The sequence below is a fragment of the Streptomyces sp. NPDC017676 genome, assembly GCF_044329325.1.
In the GTDB taxonomy this organism is placed as follows: domain Bacteria; phylum Actinomycetota; class Actinomycetes; order Streptomycetales; family Streptomycetaceae; genus Streptomyces.
The window spans coordinates 237148-255135 of record NZ_JBIRJA010000005.1 but is presented as its reverse complement, the minus strand read 5'-3'; the positions used below and the strand labels follow the sequence as shown (position 1 = coordinate 255135).

General features: G+C 72.7%; 17 protein-coding genes and 1 pseudogene. 12 read left to right on the top strand and 6 right to left on the bottom strand.

Features of this window, described 5'->3' with window-relative positions; genetic code table 11:
* Positions 1–162 precede the first annotated feature (162 nt).
* A complete protein-coding gene (locus ACH4LD_RS13370) occupies positions 163–1023 on the bottom strand; it encodes a 3-hydroxybutyryl-CoA dehydrogenase (RefSeq protein ID WP_398055807.1) in 861 nt (286 codons plus the stop codon).
* A gap of 171 nt (positions 1024–1194) precedes the next feature.
* Between ACH4LD_RS13370 and ACH4LD_RS13365 the strand changes: the two genes are divergently transcribed.
* A complete protein-coding gene (locus tag ACH4LD_RS13365; RefSeq protein WP_398055808.1) occupies positions 1195–2469 on the top strand; it encodes a glycoside hydrolase family 10 protein in 1275 nt (424 codons plus the stop codon).
* Here the strand turns inward: ACH4LD_RS13365 and ACH4LD_RS13360 are convergent, their stop codons facing one another.
* Entirely contained in the window at positions 2470–2667 is a 198-nt protein-coding gene (locus ACH4LD_RS13360) for a DUF1918 domain-containing protein (protein WP_132786491.1), read from the bottom strand.
* A 19-nt stretch (positions 2668–2686) separates the two neighbouring features.
* On the bottom strand, positions 2687–3598 hold the full coding sequence (locus tag ACH4LD_RS13355) for a DMT family transporter (RefSeq protein WP_398055809.1): 912 nt from the start codon (positions 3596–3598) through the stop codon (positions 2687–2689).
* On the opposite strand from ACH4LD_RS13355, the gene ACH4LD_RS13350 reads away from it, so the two are divergent.
* Genes ACH4LD_RS13350 through ACH4LD_RS13340 form a run of 3 tightly spaced genes read left to right on the top strand, consistent with a single transcriptional unit; the run spans position 3597 to position 6178 of the window.
* Positions 3597–5075, top strand: a complete 1479-nt coding sequence (locus ACH4LD_RS13350) for a PLP-dependent aminotransferase family protein (RefSeq protein WP_398055810.1) — start codon at positions 3597–3599, stop codon at positions 5073–5075. The two genes, ACH4LD_RS13355 and ACH4LD_RS13350, sit on opposite strands and share 2 nt — an antisense overlap.
* Before the next feature lie 10 nt (positions 5076–5085).
* Entirely contained in the window at positions 5086–5538 is a 453-nt protein-coding gene (locus ACH4LD_RS13345) for a GNAT family N-acetyltransferase (RefSeq protein ID WP_398055811.1), read from the top strand.
* Positions 5539–5587: 49 nt separating this feature from the next.
* Positions 5588–6178 carry a histidine phosphatase family protein gene (locus ACH4LD_RS13340; protein ID WP_103812440.1) on the top strand — a complete coding sequence of 197 codons (591 nt, stop codon included), beginning with the start codon at positions 5588–5590 and terminating at the stop codon, positions 6176–6178.
* Between the two features lie 143 nt (positions 6179–6321).
* Here the strand turns inward: ACH4LD_RS13340 and ACH4LD_RS13335 are convergent.
* The 3 genes and pseudogenes from ACH4LD_RS13335 to ACH4LD_RS13325 all read right to left on the bottom strand — a co-directional run.
* A pseudogene (locus ACH4LD_RS13335) lies at positions 6322–6762 on the bottom strand (DUF6314 family protein); the annotation flags it as partial.
* A gap of 210 nt (positions 6763–6972) precedes the next feature.
* Positions 6973–7413 (bottom strand): carboxymuconolactone decarboxylase family protein, encoded by a 441-nt coding sequence (locus tag ACH4LD_RS13330; protein WP_398055812.1) that lies wholly within the window; start codon positions 7411–7413, stop codon positions 6973–6975.
* Positions 7414–7463: 50 nt separating this feature from the next.
* Positions 7464–8696 carry a cysteine desulfurase gene (locus ACH4LD_RS13325; RefSeq protein ID WP_398055813.1) on the bottom strand — a complete coding sequence of 411 codons (1233 nt, stop codon included), beginning with the start codon at positions 8694–8696 and terminating at the stop codon, positions 7464–7466.
* An 82-nt stretch (positions 8697–8778) separates the two neighbouring features.
* On the opposite strand from ACH4LD_RS13325, the gene ACH4LD_RS13320 reads away from it, so the two are divergent.
* The 8 genes from ACH4LD_RS13320 to ACH4LD_RS13285 all read left to right on the top strand — a co-directional run bounded on the left by ACH4LD_RS13320 (position 8779) and on the right by ACH4LD_RS13285 (position 17983).
* The gene (locus tag ACH4LD_RS13320; protein ID WP_398055814.1) at positions 8779–9381 is read left to right on the top strand and encodes an ABATE domain-containing protein; all 603 of its coding nucleotides are present in this window, start codon (positions 8779–8781) and stop codon (positions 9379–9381) included.
* Between the two features lie 247 nt (positions 9382–9628).
* The gene (locus ACH4LD_RS13315) at positions 9629–12181 is read left to right on the top strand and encodes a YfhO family protein (RefSeq protein ID WP_398055815.1); all 2553 of its coding nucleotides are present in this window, start codon (positions 9629–9631) and stop codon (positions 12179–12181) included.
* Between the two features lie 22 nt (positions 12182–12203).
* Positions 12204–13154 (top strand): glycosyltransferase family 2 protein, encoded by a 951-nt coding sequence (locus ACH4LD_RS13310; RefSeq protein ID WP_398055816.1) that lies wholly within the window; start codon positions 12204–12206, stop codon positions 13152–13154.
* A complete protein-coding gene (locus ACH4LD_RS13305) occupies positions 13154–13522 on the top strand; it encodes a GtrA family protein (protein WP_398055817.1) in 369 nt (122 codons plus the stop codon). Before ACH4LD_RS13310 ends, ACH4LD_RS13305 begins: the two co-directional genes overlap by 1 nt.
* Before the next feature lie 46 nt (positions 13523–13568).
* The gene (argC, locus tag ACH4LD_RS13300) at positions 13569–14597 is read left to right on the top strand and encodes an N-acetyl-gamma-glutamyl-phosphate reductase (RefSeq protein ID WP_398055818.1); all 1029 of its coding nucleotides are present in this window, start codon (positions 13569–13571) and stop codon (positions 14595–14597) included.
* A 115-nt stretch (positions 14598–14712) separates the two neighbouring features.
* A complete protein-coding gene (gene argJ / locus ACH4LD_RS13295; RefSeq protein ID WP_398055819.1) occupies positions 14713–15864 on the top strand; it encodes a bifunctional glutamate N-acetyltransferase/amino-acid acetyltransferase ArgJ in 1152 nt (383 codons plus the stop codon).
* On the top strand, positions 15861–16769 hold the full coding sequence (argB, locus tag ACH4LD_RS13290; RefSeq protein WP_398055820.1) for an acetylglutamate kinase: 909 nt from the start codon (positions 15861–15863) through the stop codon (positions 16767–16769). The genes argJ and argB overlap by 4 nt, the downstream gene beginning before the upstream one ends.
* Positions 16766–17983: an acetylornithine transaminase gene (locus ACH4LD_RS13285; RefSeq protein ID WP_398055821.1), complete on the top strand. Its 1218-nt coding sequence runs from the start codon at positions 16766–16768 to the stop codon at positions 17981–17983. The genes argB and ACH4LD_RS13285 overlap by 4 nt, the downstream gene beginning before the upstream one ends.
* Positions 17984–17988: the final 5 nt, after the last annotated feature.

Genomic DNA, 17988 nt, shown 5'->3' with positions numbered 1-17988 from the left:
GTTCCGCATCCCTTGCATGCGCATGATGAGTCAACTCGCCTGGTGGGCACGTGGGGAGCGTGTGTGGCGGGCATATGCGTGCCCGGCGCGCACACGGTGTGTGAAACAGACGGGCCCGGCACCGAAATCCGGTGCCGGGCCCGCGGGCGTCGCTCTTCGTAATCAGCCGTACGTGTAGAAGCCGGAGCCGGTCTTCCGGCCGAGCCGGCCCGCCTCCACCATGCGCTGGAGCAGCGGGGGAGCGGCGTACAGCGGCTCCTTGTACTCGGCGTACATCGAGTTGGCGATGGAGACGATGGTGTCCAGGCCGATCAGGTCGGACAGCTTCAGCGGACCCATCGGGTGGGCGCAGCCCATCTCCATGCCGTTGTCGATGTCCTCGCGGCTCGCGATGCCCGACTCGAACATCCGGATCGCGGACAGCAGGTACGGCACGAGCAGCGCGTTCACCACGAAGCCCGAGCGGTCCTGGGCGCGGATGGCGTGCTTGCCGAGCACCTTCTCGGTGAAGACCTGGGCGCGGCTGAGCGTGCCCTCCGAGGTGGTGAGCGCCGGGATCAGCTCGACCAGCTTCTGCACCGGGGCCGGGTTGAAGAAGTGGACGCCGACCACGTGGTCCGGGCGGGAGGTGGCGACCGCCAGCTTCACCAGCGGGATCGAGGAGGTGTTGGAGGCCAGGATCGCGTCCGGCCGGGTGACCACCTGGTCGAGCACCTGGAAGATCTCGGTCTTCACCTGCTCGTTCTCGACGACGGCCTCGATCACCAGGTCCCGGTCGGCGAACTCGCCGAGGTCGGTGGTGAAGCTCAGCCGCGCCTGGGTGGCGTCCCGCTCCTCCTCGGTGATCTTGCCGCGCTCGGCGGCCTTGGCCAGGGAGTTGTACAGCCGGGTACGGCCGATCTCCAGGGCTTCGCCGGTGGTCTCGGCGACCTTCACGTCCAGTCCCGCGCGGGCGCACACCTCGGCGATGCCCGCGCCCATCTGGCCGCAGCCCACGACTCCGACGCGCTCGATGTCGGTCACATCGTTCCCTTCGCTGAGTTCTCCGGCTCGCTGGCAGACCTCCGGGTTCGGCGCCTGCTCCGATCGTGCACGTTACCGCCAAGTATCGATGATCGATCGCCGGGGTGGGGGCATTCTGAACCGCGGAACGATCCGTGACGGAGCGGATCCGGAGCGTATGGGGGTGTGCCGATGGGGCGCATGTCGCGGCGGACCTTCGCCCTGGGCGCGCTGTCCACGCTGGCGACGGCACCGGCCGTGCCGACGAGGACTCCGGCGGTCCCGGAGCCGGGCCGGGCCGGTCCGGTGCCGCACCCCACCGGCCGCGCCGCGCGCGCGAGCACCGCGATGCGGGGCGTCTGGATCGCGACCGTGGTCAACCGGGACTGGCCCTCGCGGACCGGCCTCACGGCGAGCGCGCAGCGCAAGGAGCTCATCGCCCACCTCGACCGCGCGGTCCGCGACCGGCTCAACACGGTGATCCTCCAGGTGCGGCCCACGGCCGACGCGCTGTGGCCGTCGCCGTACGAACCCTGGTCCGAGTACCTCACCGGCACCCAGGGCAGGCACCCGGGCTGGGACCCGCTCGGCACGGCCGTGAAGGAGGCGCACGCCCGGGGCCTGGAGCTGCACGCCTGGTTCAACCCGTACCGGATCGCCCAGCACACCGAGCCCGGCCGGCTGGCCGCCTCGCACCCGGCCCGCAGGCACCCCGACTGGGTGGTGCCCTACGGCGGCCGGCTCTACTACAACCCCGGCCTGCCCGAGGTCCGCGCCTTCGTGCGGCAGGCGATGCTCGACGCGGTCGCCCGCTACCCGGTCGACGCCGTCCACTTCGACGACTACTTCTACCCCTATCCGGTCGACGGGCAGACCTTCGACGACGACGACGCGTACGACCGCCACGGCGGCGCCTTCTCCTCCCGGGCCGCCTGGCGCCGGGACAACACCGACACCCTGGTACGGGAGATGGCCGCCGCCGTCAAGCGGGTCCGGCCCGGCACCCGGTTCGGGGTCAGCCCCTTCGGGGTGTGGCGCAACGCGTCGACCGACCCGCGCGGCTCCGACACCCGGGCGGGCGTGGAGACGTACGACGACCTGTACGCGGACACCCGCGCCTGGGTCCGCAACCACTGGATCGACTACATCGTCCCGCAGCTCTACTGGCAGATCGGGTACTCCGCCGCCGACTACGCCCGGCTCCTGGCGTGGTGGGCGGAGGCCGTGAACGGCACCGGGACCCATCTGTACATCGGCGAGGCCCTGTACCGGGCGGGCGCCGCCGGGGAGTCGTCGGCCTGGCAGGACCCGGTCGAGCTGTCCCGGCACCTGACCCTCGCCGCCCGGTACCCGCAGGTGCGCGGGCACGTGTTCTTCGCCGCGGCGGACCTGGCGGCCGATCCGATCGGGGCGATGGCACGGGTGGTCGCCGACCACTACCCGGGGCCGGCGGAGCCACCGCGCTGACTAGTGCTGTTGCTCGTCCTTGTGCTTGACCTGGCAGTCGGGCCCAGGGGACATGATCGCCTCGTGCCCGTCCTCGAAACGGACGCGGTACGGCGGGTTGCCCTCCTGCCCGAGCACTTCTACGACTTCCGAGACGTGGTCGTGCTGACCCACCACCCGGCCGTGCTGGACCAGCTTGTCGCCCTTGGATGCGCGCATCTACAGGCCCTCCTCACGATCACGACCGCTGAGTGACGGCGATGCACACGAGCACGGCGAGGGCGGTCAGGGGAGCGGCCACCGTGAAGTGCTCGCCCAGCAGCAGCGCCGACCACACCAGTGTGAGCAGGGGCTGAGCCAACTGCAACTGGCTGGCCCGGGGGATGCCGATGGCCGCCATCCCCCGGTACCAGACGACCAGGCCGAGGAACTGCGAACCCAGCGCCACCCACACCAGGCCGGCGACGCCGTGCACGCCCAGGTGCACCGGCTCGTACGACAGCGCCAGCGCCGCGGCCGGCACGGTCAGCGGCAGGCACAGCACCAGCGCCCAGCCGATGACCTGCCAGCCCGGCATGACCCGGGCCAGCCGGCCGCCCTCCGTGTACCCGGCCGCGCACACCAGCAGCGCGCCGAAGAGGTAGGCGTCGGCCGTGGTGAGCGCCCCACCGCTCTGGCCGACGGTGAAGGCGAGCACCGCCGCCGCGCCCGCCACGGCCGCGAGCCAGAACCGGCGGGAGGGCCGGGCGCCGGTGCGCAGGGCCGAGAACACCGCGGTGGTCAGCGGCAGCAGACCCACCACGACGGCCGCGTGGGCGGTGGTGGACGTCTGGAGCGCGAGCGTGGTCAGCATCGGGAAGCCGAGCACCACTCCGGCGGCGACCACGGCGAGCCCGGCCAGATGCCGCCGCGCCGGAAGCCGTACCCGCAGGGCCAGCAGGCAGCCACCGGCGACGAGCGCGGCGAGGACACCGCGCACCGCCACCAGCGACCACGGGCCGAAGCTCTCCAGACCCCAGGCGGTCGCGGGGAAGGTCAGGGAGAAGGCGACCACGCCCAGGGCGGCCTGCACGGTGCCGAGTCCCCGGGCCTCCCGTGGAGCGCTGACTGCTATCGGACTGAGGGTAGTAGCGCTACTCTGTGTTCTCATGCAGCAGCGTAGCAGTGTGGGTGAACTGGCGGAACAGCTCCGGAGGGAGCTCGACCGCTACTCGCCTGGTGGAAAGCTCCCGTCGAGCCGGGCGCTGATCGAACGGTTCCGGGTGAGCCCCGTGACCGTCTCCCGGGCGCTCGCCCAGCTCGCCGCCGAGGGCCTGGTGGTCACCCGGCCGGGCGCGGGCGCCTTCCGGGCCCGGCCGCAGCGGAGCGAGACCCCGGCTGGGGACACCTCCTGGCAGGAGGTCGCGCTGAGTGCCGACGGCGCCGCCGACCTCGTACCCCGCACGGTGGACGCCTCCGGCGTCACGGTCTCGCTGGCCGCGCCGCCCCCCGGGGTCCTGGAGCTCAGCGGCGGCTATCTGCACCCCTCGCTCCAGCCGGAGCGCGCCATGGCGGCGGCCCTGGCCCGGGCCGGGCGGCGGCCCGGCGCCTGGGGGAGGCCGCCGCTGGAGGGGCTGCCGGAGCTGCGGGAGTGGTTCGCGCGCGGGATCGGCGGCGCCGTGACCGCCGCCGAGGTGCTGATCGCGGCGGGCGGGCAGGCCGCGCTGGCCACCGCTCTGCGGGCGCTCGCCCCGCCCGGCGCCCCGGTGCTGGTGGAGTCGCCCACGTACCCCGGCATGCTGGCCCTCGCCCGCGCGGCCGGACTGCGGCCCGTCCCGGTACCCGTCGACCCCGACGGGGTCCGCCCGGACCTGCTCGCGGACGCCTTCCACGCCACCGGGGCCCGAGTCTTCGTCTGCCAGCCGCTCTTCCAGAACCCCACCGGCGCCGTGCTGGCTCCCGCCCGGCGCACCGAGGTGCTGCGCATCGCCCGCGAGGCCGGCGCGTTCGTCATCGAGGACGACTACGTCCGCCGGCTCGTGCACGCCGACGCCGCTCCGCTGCCCCGCCCCCTGGCCGCCGACGACCCGGACGGTGTGGTCGTCCACGTCGGCTCGCTGACCAAGGCGACCTCGCCCAGCTTCCGGGTGAGCGCCCTGGCCGCGCACGGCCCGGTCCTGGAACGGCTGCGTGCCATCCAGGTCGTGGACAGCTTCTTCGTGCCCCGGCCGCTCCAGGAGGCCGCCCTGGAACTCGTCGGCTCCCCGGCCTGGCCCCGCCATCTGCGGGCGTTGTCGGCCGAGCTGAAGACCCGCCGTGACGCCATGACCAGCGCCCTCGCCCGGCGGCTTCCCGAGTTCGCCCTGCCGCACATCCCGTCCGGCGGTTACCACCTGTGGGTGCGCCTGCCCGACGGTGCCGTCGGCTCCGGGGGAGAGGCCGCGCTGACCGCGGCGGCCCTGCGCGCCGGCGTCGCCGTCACCCCGGGCCGCCCCTACTTCAGCGCCGAACCACCCGCGGCCCACCTCCGCCTGAGCTTCGCGGCGGTCGCCGGCACCGGGGAGATCGCGGAGGGGGTGCGGCGGCTGCGGGCGGCGTACGACGAGACCGTGCGAAATCCGCTCGTCACCGAGCAGCCGGGCCTGTGAGGATCGCCGCATGAGCGATGCACCTGACCTTCCCGAGGGGTACGAGTTCTCCGCCGACTCCGGCCGGGTCGACGTGGAGCGCGTGCACGGCTGGCTGTCGTCCGACGCGTACTGGGCGATCGGCCGCCCGCGCGAGAAGCACGAGCGGGCGATGGCGTCCTCGCTGAACTTCGGGGTGTACGACACGGCCTCGGGGGACCAGGTGGCATATGCGCGCGTGGTCACGGATCAGGCGCTCTTCGCCTGGCTCGCCGATGTGTACGTCGACCCCTCGGTGCGCGGCAAGGGCGTCGGCACGGCGTTCGTCGCCCGGATCCGCGCCCACCTGGAGCCGCTCGGCCTGCGCCGGCTGCTGCTGGCGACGCAGGACGCGCACGGGGTCTACGAGAAGCTGGGCTTCCGGCCGCTGGACCGTCCCGAGCTGTACATGGTGCACACCTTCGGGCAGTCGGCCGACGCCTGACCGCGCACCCTCTCTTGACCTGCTGCTCGCCGGGGCCCACCATCACCGCATGCCACTGAGGGTGACGTTCGTCGCCGCCGCGCGCGGTGCCGCGCTGCTCGCGGAGCGCTTCGAGGACGACCGGCCGCTGGACCAGGGCGGCTGGGACGAGGTGCAGCGCGTCGCCGGGGACCTGCTGCCGCTGGCCGCGGCCGAGTTGCGCTACTGCTCGCCGACGCCGCGCAGCCGGGCCACCGGCGACGCCCTGGGGTACGCCCCGCTGGTCCAGCTGGCGCTGCGGGACTGCGACATGGGCCGCTGGCGGGGGCTGACGCTGGGCGAGGCGATGGCCCGGGAGCCGGAGGCGGTGGACGCCTGGCTCGCCGACCCGCGGTCCACCCCGCACGGCGGCGAGTCGCTGCTGGCGTTCATCTCCCGGGTCGGCGGCTGGCTGGACACCCGGCCGGCGGACGACGGCGGCCGGATCGTCGCGGTGGCCGAGCCGTCCGTGATCCGGGCGGCCCTGGTCTACGCCCTGAAGGCGCCTCCCTCGACGTACTGGAACATCGACGTCCGCCCGCTGTCCACGACGACGGTCACGGGCCGCGCCGGCCGCTGGAACCTGCGCTTCGACGGGGTCCCGGCCCAGGCGCGCCGCTAAGTCCTGTCGTTCGGGTCATCCAGGCGCCGCGGCGCCCGGCACGCGCATCCGCCGCGTTGTCGTCGGTTGCCGACGCGCCGAGTCACCGGCCTCCCCGGAGAGCGCAACCAGCCGGTCACTCCTTCGCACACCTGGCCGGTCGCTCCTTCGCGCACGTAGTCGGTGGTGAGGACCAGGTCCTTCGCCGGCCCGCCCACCCGCCACACCGTGCGCCAGTGGTCGGCGTCCCGGACGGTGAACTCGCCGCGGTAGAGGTCGGCCGCGCAGGGGTGGTCGGCGACGTACCGGCCCGTGGTCAGGTCCAGTTCGTGGAAGGGCCGCCCGTCCGCGAACCGCACGTCGGCCCGGCCCGGCCCGGTCCCCGGCAGGAAACGCAGGGTCCGGGTGGCGGGCCGCGCCACCCCCTGCCAGGTGAAGGTGCCGGACTCCTCGTGCAGCAGGCCGCCGCCGTCCAGCGCGGTGAAGACGGTCGTCCCCGTGAAGTGCCCCTCGTCCCCGCCCGCCAGGTCCCGCACGTCGCGCTCGACGTGCCACCGCCCGGCCAGATGGGCCAGCACGTCGGGCACCGGCCAGAACTCACGCATGCCCGGAGCTTACGCGGCCCCGCCCCGCGCCATTGACGCGCTCATGCCCCTTCCTTCGCGTCGAAGGCGAAGGTGACGACACTCGTGCCGCGCCGGACGCGGTGAACATCCGGACGTGCACGGCGGTCGCCCCGCGGACGTCCACCTTCACGGGGGCCGCCGACCGGTTCACGTACACCTTCCCGGCGAACTCCGTCACCTTCCTGAGGATCAGGCAGAGGTAGCCGCGGGCGCGGGCCGCTGTCCCACGGGCAGCAGCCCGCGCTCGGCGAAGACCTTCTTCGCGGCGAAGGTGGCGTTGAGCGCCTTCGGCATGCCGCAGTACACGGCGGAGTGCAGCAGCGCCTCCGTGATCTCCTCGGGCGTGAGCCCGACGTTCAGGGCCGCGTTCACGTGCACGTCCAGCTGGGCCTCGCAGCCGCCGAGCGCGGTGAGCATGCCCAGCGTGACCAGCTGGCGGTCGCGCGGGGCGAGGCCGGGCCGGTCGTAGATCTCCCCGAAGGCCCAGGCGACGACCTGGTGCCCCAGCTCCGGGCTGATGTCGGCGAGCGAGTCCACGACCCGCTGCCCGGCCTCGCCGTCGACCTTCCGCAGGACCTCCAGGCCGTGGGTGAAACGCTCGTCACGGGTGCTGCTGTGTTCGTTGCTCATGACCGCAACCGTAGGAGTTGGAGCACACTCCAGCGCAAGCGCGCCGCCGGTCACCCCCCGAAGTACTGCTGCGCCGCTCGGACGCCGTCCACCAAGGCGTCCACCTCCTCCAGCGTGTTGTAGACGTAGAAGCTCGCCCGGGTGGTCGCCGGGATGCCGTAGCGGCGGACGACCGGGCGGGCGCAGTGGTGGCCGACACGGACGGCGACGCCCCGCTCGTCCAGCACCTGGCCGACGTCGTGCGGGTGGATGCCGTCGACCGTGAAGGAGACGGCCGAGCCGCGGTCGGTGAGGTCGGCGGGACCGACCACCCGGACCCCGGGCACCTCGGCGAGCAGCTGAAGGGCGCGGGCGGTCAGCGCCTCCTCGTGCGCCGCCACCTCGGCCATGCCCAGCCGCTCCAGGTACTCCACCGCCGCCGCGAGCCCCACCGCCTGCGCGGTCATCGGCACACCCGCCTCGAAGCGCTGCGGCGGCGGCAGGAAGGTGGTGCGGTCCATCTCCACGATCTCGATCATCGAGCCGCCGGTCAGGAACGGCGGCAGCCCGGCGAGGAGCTCGGCACGGCCCCACAGCACGCCGACGCCGTTCGGGCCGAGCATCTTGTGCCCGGAGAAGGCGAGGAAGTCCGCGCCCAGCTCACCCACGTCGACCGGGCGGTGCGGGACCGACTGGGCGCCGTCCACGACCACCAGGGCGCCGTGCGCGTGCGCGCGGTCGGCGAGCGCGCGCACCGGGTTGAGCGTGCCGAGGACGTTGGACTGGTGGGTGAGCGCGAGCACCCTGGTGCGCTCGTCGAGCAGCTCGTCCGCCCGGGACAGATCGAGGCGGCCGTCGTCGGTGAGGCCGAACCAGTCGAGCGTCGCGCCGGTCCGCTCGGCGAGCTGCTGCCAGGGGACCAGGTTCGCGTGGTGCTCCATCTCGGTCACCACGATCCGGTCGCCGGGGCCGAGCCGGCCGGCGTTGCCCAGCGCGTAGGCGACCAGGTTGATGCCCTCGGTGGTGTTCTTGGTGAAGACCACCTCGTCGTCGGCCGCGCCGATGAACCGGGCGACCGTGTGCCGGGCCCGCTCGTACGCCTCCGTCGCCTCGCCCGCCAGCTGGTGCGCCCCGCGGTGCACGGCCGCGTTGTGCGTGAGGTAGAAGTCCCGCTCGGCGTCCAGCACCTGGAGCGGCTTCTGGGTGGTCGCCCCGGAGTCCAGGTAGACGAGCGGCGCGCCGCTCGCCACTGTCCGCCGAAGGATCGGGAAGTCCTTGCGCAGCGCGTCCACGTCGAAGCCCACGACGGCTCACCTCTCACGGTTTTGTACTCGGTTCTCCGTGAGACACGCTAAGGCCTCCTCACGGAGAACCGCAAGGATTACCATGAGAGCCGTGGATCACGAGGCCCCCGTCTACCTGCACCAGCTCCCCGTCCCCGGCGAGGACCGGTACGCCGCGCTGGCGCTGGTCAACACGCGGTTCACGGTCAGCCACGGCCAGGTCGACCTGCTCGACGACACCGAGGCCGCGCATCTGTGGCTGGTCCGGCACGCGCTGTTGCCCGACCGGGTGAGCCTCAACGGCAGGCAGTCCGGCCGGCTGAGGGCCCTGCGCGAGGCGCTGCGGGCCCTCTTCGCCGCCCGGGCCACCGGGACGCGACCGCCCGCCGACGCCCTCGACACCCTCAACGCCACCCTCGCCGCCGCCCCCGCCACCCCACGGCTGGCGTGGACCGCCGACGGCCCCCGCCGTGCCGACGTCCCCGACTCCGGCAACCCGGCCGCCGCCGCGCTCTCCCAGCTCGCCGAGGACGCCACCGACCTGCTCACCGGCGCCGACGCGGACCTGCTCACCGAGTGCGCCGCCCAGGGGTGCGCCCGCTGGTTCCTGCGCTCCCACGGCGCCCGTCGCTGGTGCACCACCAAGTGCGGCAACCGGGTCCGGGCGGCCCGGGCCTACGCGGCCCGCAAAGCCGGTTCACCTTGAGAACACCTCCCGGAAAGCGAATGTTTTCCGAGAGGACATGTAATTCACGCGGTGTTTCCCGTATTCGGAAGATGTCGCCTCACTTTTCGATGAGCGCACAACCATCCGGAATCACGCTCCGTCTAAGTCGGCGAATCGATGGGGCACACATTCTGTGAGGACCGCCGAAAATGCACCGCAATACAACGCCCGGCGAAAATGACACGGCGCACGGGAACCCGCCGCGACACCCGGACAGGAACAGGGTGTGAAAGCGATCCCCCGGCCGCGGCAGGCCGCCGCCCTGCTCGCCGCCGCCGTCACGGTCACCGCGTTCTGCGCCGGTGACGCACTCGCGCGCAGTCATCCCTTCGGCCCCCGCACCCGCAGCGTCAACGACCTCGGCAACCAGTACGTGCCCTTCCACGCCCACCTGTGGGACCTGCTGCACGGCAGGGCCCACGGCGGTCTCCTCGTCAACTGGCAGTCCGGCTACGGCACGAGCTTCCTGCCCGACCTCGGCACCTACCTCGGCAGCCCCTACGCCCTGCTCGTCGCCCTCTTCCCGCGCGACGAGATCGACCTCGCCGTCTACACCGTCACCCTCCTGAAGACCGCCACCGCCGCGGCGGCCATGGCCTGGCTGCTGCTCACCCTGCGCCCGGGCCGCTGGTGGGCGGCGGGCCTGCTCGGCGCCGCGTACGCGCTGTGCGGCTGGAGCACGGCCGACGCCTCCTACAACCCGATGTGGCTCGACGGCCTGATCGCCCTGCCGCTGCTGTGCCTGGTCGGCGAGTGGACGCTCACCGGACGCCGGCGCCTGAGCGGCGTCCTGATCGTCGCCCTCGCCTGGACCGCCAACTTCTACACCGCCTACATGGCCACCCTCGGCGCCGCCCTGGTCCTGCTGCTGCGCCTGCTGCTCGCCCGGCCGCCGCGCCGGCAGGCGCTCGCCGCGGCCGGCCGCGCCGCCCTCACCACCGCCCTCGGCATCGGCCTCGCCGCCCCGCTGGTGACGGTCGTCTACTTCGGCACGAAGCACGCCTACCCCGGACGCGTACGCCAGTTCGCCCCCGTACCCACCGAGGACGTGGCCGCCCGGCTGCTGCCCACGACCTACGACTTCGGCTCCCCGGCCCTCTACGTCGGCATCACCGCCCTGCTCCTCGCGCTCGCCCTGCCCTTCCACCGCGCGGTCCCGGTCCCGGTACGCGCCGGCTGGACGGCGCTGGCGCTCCTGGTGGGCCTCTCCCTCCAGTGGGGCCCCACCCACCTGCTGTGGCACGCCTTCGCCACCCCGCAGGGCAGCCCCTACCGGCAGACGTTCGTGCTGTGCGGCCTGCTCGTCGTCGCCGCCTGGCACGCCGTGGCGTACGGCCTGCCGGACCGGCGCGCCCTCGCTGCCGCGACCGCCCTGCTCCTGCTGATCGTCGCCGTCGCGAGCCGCAGCGCGCTGGTGCGGCCGTACACCTGGCCGGTGCTGCTGCTCGCCCTCGCGGGCACCGTCGGCGGCCTGGTCCTGCTGGGCCGCGCCGGGCACCGCACCCGGCTCGCCGGGCTGGCCGTCGTCCTGCTCCTCGGCGCCCAGGTGGGCGAGACGGCCGCCACCTCGGCCGTGGCCACCCGGCTGCGCCTGGGGCACCTGGACGACTACGAGCCCTGGGGCGAGCGGCAGGAGACGCAGGCGGCGGCGATCGCCGGGGCCGACGACTGGCCGCGGTACCGCACCGACCCCGGCCGCGAGCAGACCGTCGGCAACGACCCGCTGCTGGTGGGCGGCGAGGGCGCCCAGTACTACAGCAGCCTGACCTCGGACGTCCTCAGCCGCACCCTCACCGCCCTCGGCGACGGCTGGACCTCGCGCGGCCGCAACCTGCAGAGCCTGGACAACGCCGTCACGGACGTCGTCTTCTCCGTCGGCGCCCGGGTGCACTCCCCGCCCGACCCGCACCAGAAGTACCTCCCCCCGCAGGCCGGCCCGGTGACCGTCACCCGCCGGGACGTACCGCCCCTGGTCACCGTCCGGGCCGCGCCCGACAGGACACCGTTCGGACCGTCGCCGTACCGCAACCAGGAACTGCTGCTCGGCAGCCGCGTCTACACCGTGCCCCGCGTCACCGTGCACGACGACGACGGGCGGCCGGTACCGTCCCGCCGGGTCGGCACCGGGAACGCCCTGGCCCGGCCGGTGATCACCGCCCGGTGCCCGGCCGGCACCCAGGTCCACCTGTGGGCCCCGCACTTCTCCGGCACCGCGCGGCTCGCCGGCGCCGGGGAGTCCGCCCGGTTCCGGTTCGAGTTCCCGCGCAACCGCGCCGCCATGGAGCCGCTCGGCACCGCCCCCGCCTCGGGGTCGCTGCGGATCGAGCTGACCCCGGACCGGCCCGGCCGCATCCCGTCCGCCGCCGTCGGCTGCCTGGACACGGCCCGGCTGGCCACCGCCGCCGCCCGTCTGAAGGCGACCGGCGCCACCGAGGTGACCGTCTCCGGCGCCACGGTGCGGGCCCGGCTGCGCGCCGGGAGCAAGGGCATCGCGGTCGTCGCGGCCCCCCGGATCGCCGGCTGGCGCTGCGCCACCGGCGACGGACCCGAGCGGCCCGCCGATGCCTTCCACGGTCTGATCGCCGTGCCCCTCGACGGCACCGCCACCAGCCTGACCTGCACCTTCCACCCACCCGGCCTACGGCTGGGCACGACCGTGGGCGCCGCCTCGCTGCTGACGCTCGTCCTGCTCACCGCCCTCACCGCCGTCCGCCGCCGGCGCGCCCCGGCGCCGCCCACGACCACATCACCGCGCGAGCGCGTGACCACCGCTTCCTGACCGCGCCCAGGGGGGATCCCGCATGCTGATATCGATCGTCGCGCCCTGCTACAACGAGGAAGACGTCCTCGCCCGCTTCCACCAGGAGGTCCAGAAGGTCGCCGAGGAACTGCTGCCCCTCGGCCACGACATGGAGTTCGTGTACGTCGACGACGGCAGCCGGGACCGTACGCTCCCGGTCCTCAAGGAGCTGGCGGACCTCGACTCCCGGGTGCGCTACGTCTCCTTCAGCCGCAACTTCGGCAAGGAGGCGGCCCTGCTCGCCGGCCTGCGGCACGCCTCGGGCGACTCGGTGATCGTCATGGACGCCGACCTCCAGCACCCGCCCGCGCTGGTCAAACGCATGATCGAACTACGCGAACAGGGCTACGACCAGGTCATCGCCAAGCGCACTCGCACGGGCGACCGGCTCACCCGGACCCTCACCGCCCGGCTGTACTACCGGCTCGTCAACCGCCTGGTCGACGTGGAACTCGTCGACGGCGTGGGGGACTTCCGGCTGCTGTCACGCCGCGTGGTGGACGCGGTGCTGGCCCTCACCGAGACCAACCGGTTCTCCAAGGGCCTGTTCGCCTGGGTGGGCTTCCCGAGCACCACCTTCGAGTACCAGAACGCCGCGCGCGAGGCCGGGCGCAGCTCCTGGAACCTGCGCGGCCTGCTCAACTACGGCCTCGACGGACTGCTGTCCTTCAACAACCGCCCGCTGCGCGCCGCGCTGTGGCTGGGTGTCGGCCTGCTGCTGTGCGCGGGCCTCTACACCGCCTGGATCGTGGGCGCCGCGCTCGTCAACGGGGTGCAGACCCCCGGCTATGTGACCATCATCACCGCCGTCACCGCCCTCGCGGGCGTCCAGATGGTCATGCTGGGAGTCATCGGGGAGTACACCGGCCGCATCTACTACGAGGTGAAGGGGCGCCCGCACTTCCTGGTGAAGGCGACCAACGTGGAACGGACGAAAGATCTCATCCCCTGATGCGGCAGATTCTGACCTTCGCGGCGGTCGGCGTCGTGAACACGGCGGCCTACTACTGTCTCTACTTGTTGTTCCTGACCGCCCTTCCTTATCTGGCCGCGCACATCCTGGCATTTCTGCTCAGCATGATCGGTTCCTTTTTCCTGAACGCCCGCTTCACCTACCGGACGCGGCCCACCTGGCGGAAATTCCTGCTGTTCCCGCTGACGAACGTGACCAATTTCCTGATCACCACGGCGGGCGTCTACGTGATCGTCGACCTCCTGCACGCCGGCAGCCGCTTCGCCCCCCTGCTCGCCTCCGCGGCGGCGATCCCGGTCACCTTCGTCGTCTCCCGCTGGGTGATGCTGCCCCGATCGATTGCATAAACGTGCAGCGATACGTATAGTCATGCCATCCAGGAGGAGGATGGACATGGCGGTACGTGCGGCGGTGGCCGGAGCGAGCGGATACGCGGGCGGAGAGGTCCTGCGCCTGCTCCTCGCGCACCCCGGGGTCGAGGTCGGTGCCCTGACCGGGAACTCCAACGCCGGACAGCGGCTCGGCGCGCTCCAGCCGCATCTGCTGCCGCTGGCCGACCGCGTGCTCTCCGAGACCACCCCCGAGGCCCTCGCCGGGCACGACGTGGTCTTCCTCGCGCTGCCGCACGGGCAGTCCGCCGCCGTCGCCGAGCAGCTCGGCCCCGAGGTCCTCGTGATCGACATGGGCGCCGACTTCCGGCTCAAGGACCCGGCCGACTGGGAGAGGTTCTACGGCTCCCCGCACGCCGGCACCTGGCCCTACGGCCTCCCCGAACTTCCGGGTGCCCGCGCCGCGCTGGAGGGGTCCAAGCGCATCGCGGTGCCCGGTTGCTACCCGACCGCCGTCTCCCTCGCCCTGTACCCGGCCTACGCCGCCGGACTCGCCGAGCCCGAGGCGGTGATCGTCGCCGCGTCCGGCACCTCCGGCGCGGGCAAGGCACCCAAGCCGCACCTGCTCGGCAGCGAGGTCATGGGCTCCATGTCGCCGTACGGCGTCGGCGGCGGCCACCGGCACACCCCCGAGATGATCCAGAACCTCAGCGGGGTGGCCGGGGAACCCGTGAAGGTCTCCTTCACGCCGACCCTCGCGCCGATGCCGCGCGGGATCCTCGCCACGTGCAGCGCGTCCGCCGTCGAGGGGGTCACGGCCGAGGCGGTGCGCGCCGCCTACGAGAAGGCCTACGCCGACGAGCCCTTCGTCCACCTGCTCCCCGAGGGCCAGTGGCCCGCGACGGCGTCCGTCCACGGTTCGAACGCCGTTCAGGTGCAGGTCACGTACGACGAGTCCGTGGGCCGCATCATCGCGATCAGCGCCATCGACAACCTGACCAAGGGCACCGCGGGCGGTGCCGTCCAGAGCATGAACATCGCCCTGGGTCTCGACGAGACCACCGGCCTTTCCATGATCGGAGTCGCACCGTGAGCTGGGGGCACCTCCCAGCGGTGGCTGGGGGAGTGCGGGCAGCCGCCGGGCCGCAGACGACGACGATGGCCGCACCGCTGCGCTGCACGGGCGGAGAAGCGAACAAGGAGATGCAATGAGCGTCACGGCAGCCAAGGGATTCACGGCGGCGGGCATCGCCGCCGGGATCAAGGAGAACGGCAACCCCGACCTGGCCCTCGTGGTCAACAACGGGCCCCGCCGTGCCGCCGCGGGCGTCTTCACCTCCAACCGTGTGAAGGCCGCGCCGGTGCTCTGGTCCGAGCAGGTCCTCAAGGGCGGCCAGGTCTCGGCGGTCGTCCTCAACTCCGGCGGCGCCAACGCCTGTACCGGCCCCCAGGGCTTCCAGGACACCCACGCCACCGCCGAGAAGACCGCCGAGGTGCTCGGCCGAGGGGCCATCGAGGTCGCCGTCTGCTCCACCGGCCTGATCGGCGTGCTGCTCCCCATGGACAAGGTCCTCCAGGGCGTGGAGACGGCCGCCGCCTCCCTGAGCGAGCACGGCGGCGAGAAGGCCGCCATCGCCATCAAGACCACCGACACCGTCCACAAGACGTCGGTGGTGACCAAGGACGGCTGGACCGTCGGCGGCATGGCCAAGGGCGCCGGCATGCTCGCGCCGGGCCTCGCCACCATGCTCGTCGTCCTCACCACCGACGCCGACCTGGGCGACGAGACCCTGGACAAGGCCCTGCGCGCGGCCACCAGGGTCACCTTCGACCGCGTCGACTCCGACGGCTGCATGTCCACCAACGACACCGTCCTGCTGCTCGCCTCCGGCGCCTCCGGCGTCGCCCCGGAGTACGAGGAGTTCGCCGAGGCCGTCCGGCAGGTCTGCGCCGACCTCGGCCGGCAGCTCATCGGCGACGCCGAGGGCGCCAGCAAGGACATCAAGGTCGAGGTGGTCAACGCGGCGAGCGAGGAGGACGCCGTCGAGGTGGGCCGCTCCATCGCCCGCAACAACCTCCTCAAGTGCGCGATCCACGGCGAGGACCCCAACTGGGGCCGCGTGCTCTCCGCGATCGGCACCACGAAGGCCGCCTTCGAGCCGGACCAGCTCAACGTCGCCATCAACGGCGTCTGGGTCTGCAAGAACGGCAGCGTCGGCGAGGACCGCGACCTGGTCGACATGCGCTACCGCGAGGTCCACATCGTGGCCGACCTCGCCGCGGGCACCGAGACCGCGACCATCTGGACCAACGACCTGACCGCCGACTACGTCCACGAGAACAGCGCCTACTCCTCATGACCACGACGCGGAAACACACGGCACTGCCGAAAGCCCGGATCCTCATCGAGGCGCTGCCCTGGCTGACCCGGCACCACGGCAAGATCGTCGTCATCAAGTTCGGCGGCAACGCCATGGTGAACGAGGAACTGAAGGCCGCCTTCGCCCAGGACGTCGTCTTCCTGCGGCACGCCGGCCTCAAGCCGGTCGTCGTGCACGGCGGCGGCCCGCAGATCAGCGCCGCCCTCGACCGGCACGGCATCGTCAGCGAGTTCAAGGCGGGCCTGCGCGTCACCACCGAGGACGCCATGGACGTCGTACGGATGGTGCTCGCCGGACAGGTGCAGCGCGAGCTGGTCGGCCTGCTCAACCAGCACGGTCCGTTCGCCGTCGGCCTGACCGGCGAGGACGCGCACACCATCACCGCCACCAGGCACCAGCCGGAGATCGACGGCGAGCTGGTCGACATCGGCCGGGTCGGCGAGATCACCGAGATCGACACCGGCGCGATCGAGGCGCTGCTGGCCGACGGCCGCATCCCGGTCGTCTCCTCGATCGCCCGCTCCCAGGACGACGGACATGTCTACAACGTCAATGCTGATACGGCGGCTGCGGCACTCGCTGCGGCACTGGGCGCCGAGACCCTCATGGTCCTCACCGACGTCGAGGGCCTCTACGAGGACTGGCCGGACTCGGACGAGGTGATCAGCCGGCTCACCGCTTCCCAGCTGGAGAAGCTGCTGCCGGAGCTGAGTTCCGGCATGGTGCCGAAGATGGAGGGCTGCCTGCACGCCGTGCGCAACGGCGTGACGACAGCCCGCGTCATCGACGGCCGGGTCCAGCACTCGATCCTGCTGGAGATCTTCACCGACGAGGGCATCGGCACCATGGTCGTGCCCGACGAGCTTGAGGGGGACGCGCAGTGACGGGCCACCAGGGCAACCAGGAGCTGACCGAGCGCTGGCAGAGCGCGCTCATGAACAACTACGGCACCCCCCGGCTGCCCCTCGTCCGCGGCGAGGGCACCCGGGTGTGGGACGCCGAGGGCCGGCAGTACCTCGACTTCGTCGGCGGCATCGCCACCAACGCGCTCGGCCACGCCCACCCCGCGATCGTCGAGGCCGTGACCCGGCAGATCGGCTCCCTCGGCCACATCTCCAACTTCTTCATGGCCGAGCCCACCGTCGCCCTCGCCGAACGGCTCCTGACGCTGTTCGGCCGGGAGGGCCGGGTCTTCTTCTGCAACTCCGGCGCCGAGGCCAACGAGGCCGCCTTCAAGATCGGCCGGCTCACCGGGCGCACCCACATGGTCGCCACCGACGGCGGCTTCCACGGCCGCACGATGGGCGCCCTCGCGCTCACCGGCCAGCCCGCCAAGCAGGACCCCTTCCGGCCGATGCCCGGCGAGGTCACTCACGTCCCCTACGGCGACGCCCAGGCGCTGGCCGCCGCGGTCACCGAGGACACCGCCCTGGTGGTCATCGAGCCGATCCAGGGGGAGAACGGCGTGGTCGTGCCCCCGGCCGGCTACCTCAAGGCGGCCCGCGCGATCACCGCCGCCACGGGCGCGCTGCTCGTCCTGGACGAGGTGCAGACCGGCATCGGGCGGACCGGCACCTGGTTCGAGTACCAGGCCCACGAGGGCGTCCTGCCCGACGTCGTCACCCTCGCCAAGCAGCTCGGCGGCGGGCTGCCGCTCGGCGCGACCGTGGCCTTCGGCCGGGCCGCCGAACTGCTGCGGCCCGGCCAGCACGGGACCACCTTCGGCGGCAACCCGGTCGCCTGCGCCGCCGGACTCGCCGTGCTCGACACCATCGAGGGCGAGGGCCTGCTCGACAACGTCAAGCGGCAGAGCGAGAGGTTGCGGGACGGCGTCGAGGCCCTGAACCACCCGTTGATCGATCATGTCCGGGGTGCGGGCCTGCTCCTGGGTATCGTGCTCACCGGGCCGCGCGCACCGCAGGTGCAGCAGGCGGCCCAGGAGGCCGGGTTCCTGGTGAACGCGCCCGCCCCCGACGTCGTACGGCTCATGCCGCCGCTGAATCTCCGCGACGACGAGGCGGGTGCGCTGCTCCGGGCGCTGCCCGGCATCCTCGACGCGGCGAACCCCGTGGACGGGGACGGACGATCCGGAGAATGAGACGA